The organism is Sporosarcina thermotolerans, assembly GCF_030067815.1.
GTDB lineage: Bacteria > Bacillota > Bacilli > Bacillales_A > Planococcaceae > Sporosarcina > Sporosarcina thermotolerans.
Genome location: NZ_CP125968.1, coordinates 1,916,974 through 1,929,599, shown reverse-complemented (window position 1 = coordinate 1,929,599; position 12,626 = coordinate 1,916,974). Strand labels below are relative to the sequence as shown.

Below are 12,626 nucleotides of genomic sequence, written 5' to 3'. Positions count from 1 at the left end.
GATGGATGAAACTAGTGTATCATACTTTCCTGACAAATAAAAAAGACGACCTATCCTATAGGCCATCCCGTTTATCTATTGCATTCTCGTTTCATCCAATACACGACTTACACGATTTTCAAGCATATGCATACTTCCGCTTCCACCTGCTTGGAAATGACGCAATTGACCATGCTTATCGAAGACATAATACGCCGGAACGAATTGGTTATCGAATGCATCTGACAATAGTAAATCATTATCGACAAAAACCGGTTGTGTAATATCATGTAATCTAACAAGCGCTTTAATCGTATCCAAATCATTGTCATCTGCGGATCGAGGCATATGCACAGCGACAATATTCAATTTACCCTTGTAGCGGTCACGGATATAATTTACATCCCGTATTGCTACTTTGCATTGACGGCAGCTTGCAGACCAAAAATGAATAAGGGTAGGCCTCTCACCTATCAGATCATACCTATCCACCCTCCCATTTAACCAAGTTGTTGCTCCTCTCAATTCGGGCATCTGTTCGCGTATTTTCATAGGTTTTTCCCTCCGTTTAAAAAGATCTTCACTGCCTATTCTATGCGTGCCCATCAAAATTTGTATTAAATTTAATTAACATCTTGATTTTCAACCAGTATTTTGTATAATTAAAAAGGTTTATAGTAAACTTAAAGTACAGTAATACTAAACTCCGATATGAAGGGAAGATGATACACCATGCAGATCGGGAGTAAAATCAAAAGTCTTCGATTGAAAAAAGGATTGACCCAAGAAGAGTTAGGCGAAAGAACTGACCTTACAAAAGGCTATATATCTCAATTGGAACGCGAACTTACTTCTCCATCAATCGAAACTCTCTTTTCTTTATTGGAGGTGTTAGGAACTACGCCAAAAGAATTTTTCGATGAACCTAAGAAAAACATGAAAGTAGTTTACTCACCTGAAGATCAAACCACCTATGTGAATGACGAACTAAAATATAGTATCCGTTGGTCAGTTCCCCGTTCGAATGAAAATGAAATGGAACCTGTCCATATTTCATTTTCAAAACACGGCGAATTTAAACAGTTCGATCCATCGCTTGCGGAAACTTTCATTTATGTTTTATCCGGTAAAGTTGAAATTGAACTTGGCAAACGTACATACACGGCCTCGAAGGGTGATTCAGCTTATTATGAAGCATCCGACCATCATCGTGTATCGAATGCAAATGAAGGTCCGACCGAGTTGCTACTTGTGGCAACAGAATCATATTTATAAAGGGGGAAATTTTTAAAATGGCAAACCAGCCTATTATCCGTTTTGAGAACGTAACAAAGAAATACAGTGATGACACAACCGTATTGGATAATGTCTCTTTCGAGATGGAACGCGGTAAGTTTTATACTTTATTAGGACCTTCAGGATGTGGTAAGACGACAATTCTTCGATTAATCGCGGGATTTATCGAGCCAACTGATGGGACGATTTACTTCAATGGAAAAAACATCAATAACGTCCCTGCAAATGAACGTCAAGTGAATACGGTATTCCAAGACTATGCCCTCTTCCCCATCTGAATGTGTATGAAAATATCGCATTCGGCTTGCGTATAAAAAAAGTGAAGAAGGATGAAATCGATCTTAAAGTCAAGGAAGCATTGAAATTCGTCAATCTTGCGGGCTATGAGAATCGGAAATTACGGAGATGTCAGGTGGCCAACGCCAACGTGTTGCAATTGCAAGAGCGATTGTCAATGATCCCGAAATCATTCTCTTAGACGAACCTTTATCCGCCCTTGACTTAAAGTTACGTTCGGAAATGCAGTATGAATTACGCGAATTACAGCAGCGTTTAGGTAAAACATTCGTCTTCGTCACTCATGACCAAGAAGAAGCACTTGCCATGTCGGATGAAATCTTCGTCATGAACGACGGTGTTATTCAACAATCCGGTACACCTCTTGATATTTACGACGAACCGATTAACCGTTTTGTCGCAGATTTCATTGGTGAATCCAATATAGTTTCAGGTCGAATGATTGAGGATTATATCGTTGAATTTACAAGCAAGAGATTTGATTGTGCTGATGCGGGTCTTCAACCGAATGAAAAAGTCGATATCGTCATCCGGCCAGAGGATTTGGAGATTACAACCGTCGATAAAGGTAAAATGAATGTAACAGTAGATACACAATTATTCCGTGGAGTACATTATGAACTGTCCACTTATGACAAGGACGGAAACGAATGGCTCGTCCATTCAACAAAGAAGGCGGAAGTTGGTGCAGTAATCGGTCTCGATTTCAATCCTGAAGACATTCATGTCATGAGGTTGAATGAGTCAGAAGAAGAATACGATGCAAGACTTGAATCCTATGGAGCGCTTGCCGATGAAGAATAATCGCCTACGGTCAATTTACACGGTTCCTTATACAGCTTGGATAGTATTGTTTGTCCTTGCACCGATTGCATTGATCGTCTACTATTCATTTTTCGATTTAACAGGCAACTTCACTTTATCCAATTATAAAGACTTTTTTACATCTGTTTATCTTAAGCTAACAATAAGTTCATTTTGGTATGCATTTTTAATTACATTGTTTTCATTGTTAATCGCCTATCCAACAGCTTATTTCATAACAAAGACTAAGCATAAGCAGCTATGGCTTTTATTAATCATTATTCCTTCGTGGATTAATCTATTGCTAAAAACGTATGCGTTCATTGGATTAATGGGATTATACGGACCAATCAATGCGTTGCTTGATGTAATAGGTATTGGCAAACAACAGATTCTGTTCACCGATTTCAGTTTCGTTTTCGTTTCCGTCTATATTTTCATTCCGTTCATGATTTTGCCGATTTTCAACGCGCTCGACAAGTTGAACCCTGCATTGATAGACGCGTCACGTGATTTAGGTGCTAATAGTTGGACGACGTTTAAACGTGTGATCTGGCCGTTGACGATAAACGGCGTGAAATCGGGTATTCAAGTGGTTTTCATCCCTGCCCTATCGCTCTTCATGATCACAAGACTGATTGCAGGTAACAAAGTGATTACACTAGGAACAGCAATTGAACAACAGTTTTTAGTGACGCAAAACTGGGGAATGGGTTCAACGATTGCGGTATTCCTAATTCTCTTCATGTTCATTATAATGATGTTCACTACTGGTAAAGAAAAGGGGGTTACAGGCAATGGAAAGAATAGGTAAGCTTCCAAAACTGTATCTAACTGTTATTTTCATTATCCTGTATGCGCCTATTTTTTATTTGATATTCTACTCTTTTAATTCTGGAGGCGGAATGTCGAATTTCGAATCATTTACTTGGGAGCATTATGCCGCAGTTTTTGAAGATAAACGGCTGATTATCATTGTATTAAATACAGTCATTATCGCCCTATTATCCGCACTTGTTTCAACAGCTATCGGTGTTATCGGAGCGTTGGCTATTTACTTCATGAGAAATAAAAAAATGAGAAATGCAGTGCTTTCACTGAATAATATTCTGATGGTAAGCCCAGATGTTATTATCGGAGCATCATTCCTCATCCTTTTCACAATGATTGGGGTTAAATTAGGCTTCGCATCGGTGTTGATATCACATATTGCATTCAGTATTCCGATTGTTGTTATTATGGTATTGCCGAAATTATCGGAGATGAATCCTACTTTGATAGATGCTGCACGCGATTTAGGTGCAACGCATAAAGACATTATGACAAGGGTCATCCTCCCTTTCATAAAGCCAGGTATATTCGCCGGGTTTTTCCTTGCACTAACCTATTCTCTTGATGATTTTGCAGTTACATTCTTTGTAACTGGAAATGGATTCTCTACTTTATCCGTTGAAATCTATTCAATGGCGAGAACAGGGATTAGTCTTACTATCAATGCCCTATCCGGAATTATCTTCGTAGTAACAGTTGGCCTTGTACTTGGATATTACGCACTAACTCGGAAAATGAAAGCGCCTCTTGCGGGGGTGAAAAAATGAAATCAATCTATCAAGCAGCAATATTAATCCTTATCGTTTCCGGTATCCTAATTTTCATCAATGCCAAATTGAATGAAGGAGGTTCAGCCGGAAAAAATACAATCACAGTTTACAACTGGGGCGAATATATCGATCCTGATCTGATAAAGCAATTTGAACAAGAAACAGGCATCAAGGTCATTTATGAAACATTCGATTCGAATGAAGGAATGATGGGAAAGATCGAGCAAGGCGGTACATCATATGATATTACAGCTCCTTCAGAATATATGATAGAAATGATGAAAGAAAAGAACCTTTTGTTGCCACTTGATTTCAGTAAAATTCCAAACATCAAGCATATCGACCCCTATTTTTTAGATTTGTCATTCGACCCGGGGAATAAATACTCCGTCCCTTATTTTTGGGGAACGGTGGGGATCGCCTATAATCCCACTTTGTTAGAAGGCCAAACATTTGAAAGTTGGGACGATCTCTGGGACCCTTCCCTAAAGCAAAGGGTTATCCTTGTAGATAGCGCAAGAGAGACAGTAGGGATGAGTTTAAATTCATTGGGATATTCTTTGAACTCAACAGATCTTGATGAATTACGCGAAGCAACAGATAAGTTGAAGGCATTAACTCCCAATGTCAAAGCAGTAATCGGCGATGAAGTAACTCAGTTAATGGTCAATAACGAGGCGGCCATAGCGCTAACTTGGTCCGGTCAGGCAGCTGACATGATGTCTGAGAATGAAGATATCGACTATATCGTACCTGAAGAAGGGTCCAATTTATGGTTTGACAATTTTGTCATTCCACGGACGGTTAAAAATATCGAAGGTGCCTATGCCTTCCTTAATTTTATGCTTGACCCAGAAGTAGCAGCTCAAAATGCTGATTATGTCGGTTATTCAACGCCAAATCTAACGGCACTTGACTTGATGGATCCTGAAGTGGTGGAAGATGAACGCTTCTACCCTGATGAAGAGACACGGAGCCATTTGGAAGTGTATAAAAACTTAGGTTTAGAATTATTAGGCGTTTACAATGAACTCTTCTTGGAATTCAAAATGAATTTGAGATAATCGTTCAATGCCCCCCCTCAATCTGTTTGAGGGGGGGTCATGTTCCTAAGCACCGAAGTGTTTTTACTTGCCGACTGTGGTAAACTATTTCAGATACACGAAATAGTTAAGAGAGGTGGTGTGTTCTTGGTCGAGAAACAACAATCCAATAATTTGGCATTATACATACTGATGTTCAATATGTTTATCGCCATGGCTGGCATTGGCCTAATTATTCCTATCATGCCGAAGTTCCTTGGAACATTCGGAGCTGCCGGGCAAGTGCTTGGGTTCCTGATTGCAATATTTTCCTTTGCACAGTTCATTTTTTCTCCTATCTCCGGAAGTTTATCCGACCGACATGGCAGAAAGAAAATTATTATTTTCGGATTAATAATATACGGCTTAGCGCAGCTTGCGTTCAGTATGTCGACTCATTTATGGATGCTTTTCGCAGCTCGATTCTTCTCGGGTCTCGGGGCCGCATTCATCGTGCCACCAATGATGGCATTCGTTGCCGATATAACGACTTTGGAGCGACGTGGGAGAGGAATGGGTCTCCTTGGAGCGTCAATGTCATTGGGCTTTATGATTGGACCGGGTATTGGCGGTTTTCTTTCGAAGATTAGTCTTCTGTTTCCTTTTTATTTTGCAGCAGGAGCTGCAGTGTTTGCAGCAATATTATCTATTTTCATCTTGCCGAATCCCGCGCCATCCATCTCAGTTGAAAAGCTTCAGAGTCGGAAAGAAAATCTGATTGAACAATTGTATCGGTCAACGAAAACACCTTACTTCATAATGTTGATTGTCATGTTCGTTTTTTCCTTCGGACTTGCAAACTATCAGGCGACAATTTCACTATATGTTGACCAGAAATACGGATATACTCCTTCTCAAATCGCAATCCTTATCACTGTCGGGGATTTGTCGGCGTCATTGTACAAACTTTTGTTATTAACCCGCTGTTTAAACGGTACGGTGAAATGCGCGTTATATTAGTCAACTTGATTGTCGCTGCATTTTCTATGTCGGCAGTTTTACTTGTTGATCTATTTTGGACGATTCTTTTAGTTGCGACAGTATTCTCAACAGCTACTTCCCTACTACGTCCAGCCGTGAACACACTCGTATCAAAGCTTGCTGGAGAAGAACAAGGCTTTGCAGCAGGGATGATGAATGCCTATATGAGTTTAGGCAATATGGTCGGTCCCGCACTTGCCGGTTCTATTTTCGATTTCAATATCGCTTTGCCTTACTTGGTTGGTACAGCAATATTATTAATTTGTTTTGGAATTACTGGCTTTTGGGCCAATAAAAACAAAACACTTCTTGCATCAACACGGACAACATAAAAACCTCATCTTCGAATCTGAAGATGAGGTTTTTCTTATCTTTTCTTTTTCGCTTTCAAAAGTTCAGATACATGGTCTTCTGCAACGGCGGGGTTTTTCCGTTACAGGTTTTTTCTCGATTTTTGCCATGAGTCCGAGAACATGCCAAAACGGCGTAATGTAATATCAATAAAAAATAAGATCATCGCAGCCATGATCAACCAATTTGCGATAGGCTTTTGATTCCCACTCTTAAACGGATGTGACCTGAATACTTTTTCAGGATCTTCATGATATTCTCCGCCTGTACGCTCAGCGATTTTTTCCAGTAACGCAACATTCGGCTCTGATGGCTTGTATTCCTCACTGTAAGGGACTGACACACCCGCTTCAAACAAACCGCCTTTATCATCCGAAACACCGAAAAAGACAAGTCCCGGATCTGCTTGCAAGGTAACTCTTACTTTCCCGGGAGCCAAAGGTTCAGACTGGAAAGGTACCTCATTTCCTTTTTCATCTATAATGGCAATATCGAGGAATGCAGCCTTACGGGAACTGTCTGTTACTGTATACGTACCGCCACGATCATGGGTAATGAGATAAGGGACGTCTTCATACGACGGCAGAAGTCGTGAAACAGCCGTATTCCAAAAATCGGAATAGCCTCCCCATCTTGCAAGATCCCTGACCACTTTCCTGTCGAATCTGAAGTGAAAGCAATCGTACGACCTAAACCATACATCCACTCCGCAATGACAGGGTCTTCTTTAGGACTTTCCGCAACAATAGTCGAGGATCCCTTTGGAGTTGTTGCAATATAAGCATTCATTTGTGGTACCCGTCCTTGAAAATCGATGTCCACTCCGGAACATTGCTGAATGTTGCGTAGAACGGATCGTCTTCAATATACGTTCGGGTTAGCATCGATGTCTCCCGCGTTAATATTGCGGGAATTGTTGACTCATCCACCGCATCATAAAATCTTCCCCGCCAATTTCAGCTAATTCTTCTAATAAGACACTATCTGCATCCGTTCCGATTGCAACGGTTGATAATGTAACATTGTTATTTTTCCCCTCTGAAATAATATCTTCATAATCAGGAGGCATACCTGACTGCCCATCTGTCAAAAGGATAATATGTTTTCGTTGGAGCTTTAAATCGGCTAAATCTTCGTAACCTTTCTCGACAGAAGGGAAAATATCTGTACCACCAGCGGCGGGAATCGATAGAATTTTATCGATCGTCTCTTGCTTATTCCCTAAGGGTCCAACGGGAATCACTTCCCATATTTCATGGTCAAATGCAGTGAAACCAAATGTATCATCATTCCGCAGCAATTCCACTGCCCTTGCGGCAGCTTCCCTAGCAATCACAATTTTCAGCCGGACATACTTCCCGAACGGTCCATAGCGATGACAAGTCCAAGTGAAGGAAGCTGTTCTTTTCCTTTCACTTCCATTTCCACAGGCAATAAACGCTCGATTGGGGATTTGAAATAACCACCTAATCCATAGCTTTCATCTCCGCCCACCATCATGAAGCCTGTACCGAAGCTCTTGACTGCCTGTTCGATTACTGCCATTTTATGTTCACCAACAAGATGACCTGGGACATTATCGAAAAGAATCGCACCATAGCCCAAAAACCCTGATAAATTCTCTGGTAACTGTTCGGCATTCACAACTTCAACTTCCATGGCATTTTGGTCAAGAAGTGTTGGGATAACAGATGGATTACGCTCCGTTTGAACGATGAGAACCCTTGGGGATTGCTCCAACATCGTAACGGATAGCATTCGGTTGTTTTCCAGTAATCCATCATCAGGGACAATCAGTTTTGCCTCGTATTTCAGAAGTCCAGTTCCCCTTGCCTCTACATGGAATGAAAACATGTTTCCACCTTCATCAAGTGAGACAAGTTCATTAATTATTTCTTCATCGTTTCGATAGATAAGTAACTGACCAGATTTCTGGGAAGACGATTCTACTTCCAGCTGCAGTAATTGTTTTTCCCCTTCATATGCAGTTCGTGGGGTTTCGAATAGCGAGATAGATGCATCTGTTCTATTTGCCCTGTTTAAGACAACCGTATCGATTTGAACTCGGCTATTCTCGTACTTTGGCAATAGTTCCTCCATAGACCCTTCCGTCTCTAACCCGTCGGATAAAAGAACAATCCTTGTAGCTAAATTCGATTTTGCCACTGCTGCGGACAAATCTATTGCATTCGCGATGTTCGTATTATTACTTGATTCAATCGGCTCCAATTTTGGCAGCTTTGCTTCCCCATCGGATAATTGAAAATCGGTTCGAAAGGTACCGGCAAATGAATAGATCCCTACTGATTGATTTGCACGGCGGAACTTTAAGCTGTCCGTAATCCATTTTTCAGCTGATGGTCCTGCATCTTCGACTGATACGGATCTATCCACGACAAATAAAATCTGTTCCTCATTATCCGGCAACATAATATAAGGGAAAGTAAGTGCAAATACGATACAAAAAATTGTCAGGCTCCTTAGCGCATAAAGAATGGTTCCTTTTCCAAAGAACCGCATTTTCGAAGCCTTCCAAGTGTACACCATATAAAGCGCTACAGGGATAAGCAACACTAGCCATAGCGGCTCCTCAATTCGGATATCCACGACGTCTTTGCACCTCCCACTCAATCAATAAAAGAAGGAGGACAGGCAATAAAAATAGCCATCCAATCATACTTTTGCCTTCTTCTTTCCACTACTATCAACTTCAACGAAGCCTATACGATAACTCATTCCACTGGAAACAACTTTTTCGTTCGGTTCCAATTGAACTGATAAATATTTCTCCGTTCCGCCATCTATCATTTTATAAACCCCTGGTACTGAGGGTGCTACAAAACTTCTGCCATTCGGGTAGCTAACAACGTATTTGTCTTCGATTGTAAAAATTTCGATTCCGTCCGATCCTCCACTTGTTAGGACGGCTTTCCTTTCATTTGGAGTAAAAGTCCCTACATTCTCATTAGCCGACCTAAGCGTTTCTGCAGTACTCCATATAAATAGCGGAAATGAGGGATGTAATGGCCAATCGGTCAACGCAATATCTGATAAGACGATAATATCGCCTCGCTGCGAACGCTGTATAAAAGGCTTTCCATCTATTGACGCCAATGTCGTATACCCCTCAAACGGAGGGTATACTGCACTCACGTATATATCATTAATCGATGCAATGGTAAACAAGGAGTCGTTGACACTATCCACCACCCCTGAAACCGGCTCAGTTGACGAATCGTTTCTGCCAAGTAAAAGAATCGGGTCCGATCCCTCAAGAAGAAATGACGGATCATTTGTCACAAGCATTGCCTGATCCCTTGCCATCGCATTTTTCTTAACGGAGCCCGTCGTTACGGTTAATCCGATTGCTTCAAATGCTTTCTTTACAAGTTCATGCAATTGGCTATCTACAATTACCTCAGACGATTCGTTGCCAATCATGACGAAGGCCTCGTTATCAGTTTGATAATCATCTTGTACTTGAAGAACAGCACTAACGGCAGAGAGTAACGGTAAACCTTTAAATGAAAGAAGAATATCAGCTTCCTCATTGACGGAAAATTCCTGTTCCGATAATGATTCATCTGTCAATTCATTCTTAATGATCACCTTTCCAGATTGTTTAGATTTAGATTGATTCGACAGCTTAATAATGGCCTCGGTTCCATCCACGGTAGATACGGCACCGAACTTTTCAATGGCGATATTAACGGATGGACTTTCATTGTTATGTACTGTCCAGGTGATTCCACTTACACTTTCCACGAATACCGACCTATCTAAAAAATCGGTGAAAATATGGACATCCGCACCATCCTGCAAAGCAATTGACTTTGCGAAGTCGATTGAGCGTGCCATATGTTCATGTTCATATTGCACACCTAATTTATCAATTGCTGCCAAAACTGCGCGTGTATCAGTCTCTTTCCGCAATAACAAAGACGGTTCTTTTCCGGTGGTAATGATTGATATTGCGTTACCAGCACGCTCTTCAGCGAGGTTTATCATTTTTTCTTTATTTCTTTCAAACAATGAAAGATCACCATCGGTTACACCCATGCTTGCAGATGTATCCACGACGAAAACAGTATGACTGTCCATAACAGTTTCCTTCGGTAAAAAAGGTGCAAGTAATATAAAAAGCAAAAGTAATAATGCCGCCATTTGTAAATAGAATAACGCATTACGCTGTAAATTTTTCAAATAAGGAGACACCTTCGTCTCACGCATTGAGTTCTCCCAGAATAATGTAGATGAAATTGTTGTGGTGACATACTTTTTCCTGAAGAAATAATAAAGAAGGACGGCCAACGGAAAAACCGCAGTCCACATATTACTTAACTGATCGAACCCCACTTAGCCGCCCCTATCACTGTAACCAACCAACTTGGCGCATTTTTTTCGTGAATAGATCCATGACACCTTCAGAAACCTCTGAACGTAATAATCCAATTCCGTACTTATTCGCCAATGCGGTTAGTTCGTTTTCATGTTTTCTTTTTTTCTCGGTATAGTCTTCAACGATTCTTTTAGTCATTGAAACTTCAATAACCGATTCATTCTCGATATCCACTAGCCTGACATCGCCTTCAAATGCAGGAAGCTCTTCCGATGAAGAGTGTACGGTCACTATACGGACATCCCTACAAATACCGGGTAATCTCTTGCATAACTTCTCCCATTTCTCAAGCTGTTCCAAACCGTCGGTAATAATTAATAGTACAGTCAATGCCTTCGGTATATGTTTTAAGGCTTGATCAGCAAAATCCATATTGGATGATGGGGTTTCAATTTTGGAAATGAATTTTGATAAATTAGCACGATGTAATGCACCTTTTTTCCGAAAAAAGAAGCTTTCATCCGTGCTCCAGGTAGAAAACGAAACAGTATCACCGCTTTTTAAAGCAATATGGCCGAATCCAATTGCAATTTGGCGTGCAAAATCCCATTTACCATCTGTACCCATGGACTTTGTGGAATCGAGTAAGATATGTACCCGCATCTCCTGTTCATCTAAAAACTGCTTAATGAAGGGTTTATCCGTACGCGCAAATACATTCCAGTCGATATGCCGTAAATCGTCGCCGGGATGATATTCTCGGAAATCCGAAAAATCGAGGGAAGAACCCGTCTTAGTTGAACGATGCGCACCTTTATGATGACCAAGGCGTCTCGATTTCGTCGAAATGGACAAAGCACCCAACCGTTTGGCCAATCTATCGGGAAATAGCTCTACCTTCATTGGATTGAAGCCCCTTGACGTACTTCCTCCAATAGTTTATCGATAAGCTTGTCGACATCAATCCCTTCCGCTTCCCCTTCATAATTGATGAGGATACGGTGCCGTAATGCTGGTTTTGCAACTGTTTTAATATCTGCAATTGATACATGAACACGCCCCGCCATAAGCGCTCTTGCTTTCGCAAGACGTATGATGGACTGCAACCCACGAGGGCCACTGCCATACTGAACGTACTGATTCCATTCATCTTCCGATCCCGATTTATGATGGGTTGCTGAAACAAGATCGACTGCGTAGTCAATCATATCATCAGCAATGACAACCGCTTTCGCCATTTCTTGTGCTTCTACGATTGTTTCAGTATTCATGACTTTTCGTATGGCAATAGACTCAGGACCGGTTGTTCTTAACATTATTTCCTTCAATTCTTCCTTAGAAGGATATGGCAATAAAACTTTACATAAGAACCGGTCCATTTGAGCTTCAGGCAATGGATAGGTACCTTCCATTTCAATCGGGTTTTGAGTAGCCAAGACAAAAAACGGTTTGGCCATCTTTCTAGTTTCACCAAGCACTGTTACGGTTTTCTCACCCATTGCTTCAAGAAGAGCACTCTGTGTCTTCGGTGTGGCACGGTTTATCTCATCCGCAAGTACCATTTGGCTGAAGATGGGTCCTTCCTTGAAAACAAATCGTTGTACGCCATCCTCACTGCGTTCAAGAATACTGGTTCCCGTTATATCTGCCGGCATTAGATCCGGTGTGAATTGGATTCGAGAGAAGGAAAGGTCCAAGACTTCCGAAATAGTTCTGATAAGCATGGTTTTCCCAAGTCCAGGTAGCCCTTCCAACAAAGCATGCCCATCAGACAAAATGGAGTACAAGGAAAATTCGACTGCTTCCTGTTGTCCAACTATGAATTTGCCTATTTCTGCACGTACATCAGCAAGTTTCTTGCTCATTTCTTCAAATTGTTCCGACGAAAACGACATG

General features: G+C 41.1%; 11 protein-coding genes and 2 pseudogenes. 6 read left to right on the top strand and 7 right to left on the bottom strand.

Going from position 1 to position 12,626, the window contains the following annotated elements:
• Positions 1 to 75: 75 nt before the first annotated feature.
• Complete coding sequence (locus QNH10_RS11020) at positions 76 to 531, bottom strand: redoxin domain-containing protein (protein WP_283731606.1); 456 nt, start codon at positions 529 to 531, stop codon at positions 76 to 78.
• Positions 532 to 711: 180 nt separating this feature from the next.
• Between QNH10_RS11020 and QNH10_RS11015 the strand changes: the two genes are divergently transcribed.
• The 6 genes and pseudogenes from QNH10_RS11015 (at position 712) to QNH10_RS10990 (ending at position 6,372) form a co-directional block, all read left to right on the top strand.
• Positions 712 to 1,254 carry a helix-turn-helix domain-containing protein gene (locus QNH10_RS11015; RefSeq protein ID WP_283731605.1) on the top strand — a complete coding sequence of 181 codons (543 nt, stop codon included), beginning with the start codon at positions 712 to 714 and terminating at the stop codon, positions 1,252 to 1,254.
• Positions 1,255 to 1,271: 17 nt separating this feature from the next.
• Positions 1,272 to 2,376: pseudogene (locus QNH10_RS11010) on the top strand (ABC transporter ATP-binding protein).
• On the top strand, positions 2,366 to 3,190 hold the full coding sequence (locus QNH10_RS11005) for an ABC transporter permease (RefSeq protein ID WP_283734616.1): 825 nt from the start codon (positions 2,366 to 2,368) through the stop codon (positions 3,188 to 3,190). Before QNH10_RS11010 ends, QNH10_RS11005 begins: the two are co-directional and overlap by 11 nt.
• A complete protein-coding gene (locus QNH10_RS11000; protein WP_283731604.1) occupies positions 3,174 to 3,974 on the top strand; it encodes an ABC transporter permease in 801 nt (266 codons plus the stop codon). The genes QNH10_RS11005 and QNH10_RS11000 overlap by 17 nt, the downstream gene beginning before the upstream one ends.
• Positions 3,971 to 5,041 (top strand): ABC transporter substrate-binding protein, encoded by a 1,071-nt coding sequence (locus QNH10_RS10995; protein ID WP_283731603.1) that lies wholly within the window; start codon positions 3,971 to 3,973, stop codon positions 5,039 to 5,041. The genes QNH10_RS11000 and QNH10_RS10995 overlap by 4 nt, the downstream gene beginning before the upstream one ends.
• A 171-nt stretch (positions 5,042 to 5,212) precedes the next feature.
• A pseudogene (locus QNH10_RS10990) lies at positions 5,213 to 6,372 on the top strand (MFS transporter).
• 101 nt (positions 6,373 to 6,473) lie between these two features.
• Here the strand turns inward: QNH10_RS10990 and QNH10_RS10985 are convergent.
• From QNH10_RS10985 to QNH10_RS10960, 6 genes are all read right to left on the bottom strand, one after another.
• Complete coding sequence (locus QNH10_RS10985; RefSeq protein WP_283731602.1) at positions 6,474 to 7,043, bottom strand: hypothetical protein; 570 nt, start codon at positions 7,041 to 7,043, stop codon at positions 6,474 to 6,476.
• Positions 7,044 to 7,289: 246 nt separating this feature from the next.
• Complete coding sequence (locus tag QNH10_RS10980; RefSeq protein WP_283731601.1) at positions 7,290 to 7,727, bottom strand: VWA domain-containing protein; 438 nt, start codon at positions 7,725 to 7,727, stop codon at positions 7,290 to 7,292.
• Between the two features lie 5 nt (positions 7,728 to 7,732).
• Positions 7,733 to 8,998 carry a vWA domain-containing protein gene (locus QNH10_RS10975; RefSeq protein WP_283731600.1) on the bottom strand — a complete coding sequence of 422 codons (1,266 nt, stop codon included), beginning with the start codon at positions 8,996 to 8,998 and terminating at the stop codon, positions 7,733 to 7,735.
• A 66-nt stretch (positions 8,999 to 9,064) separates the two neighbouring features.
• Positions 9,065 to 10,747 (bottom strand): vWA domain-containing protein, encoded by a 1,683-nt coding sequence (locus tag QNH10_RS10970; RefSeq protein ID WP_283731599.1) that lies wholly within the window; start codon positions 10,745 to 10,747, stop codon positions 9,065 to 9,067.
• Positions 10,748 to 10,760: 13 nt separating this feature from the next.
• Positions 10,761 to 11,633 carry a DUF58 domain-containing protein gene (locus QNH10_RS10965; protein WP_283731598.1) on the bottom strand — a complete coding sequence of 291 codons (873 nt, stop codon included), beginning with the start codon at positions 11,631 to 11,633 and terminating at the stop codon, positions 10,761 to 10,763.
• Positions 11,630 to 12,625 (bottom strand): AAA family ATPase, encoded by a 996-nt coding sequence (locus QNH10_RS10960; RefSeq protein ID WP_283731597.1) that lies wholly within the window; start codon positions 12,623 to 12,625, stop codon positions 11,630 to 11,632. Before QNH10_RS10960 ends, QNH10_RS10965 begins: the two co-directional genes overlap by 4 nt.
• Position 12,626: the final 1 nt, after the last annotated feature.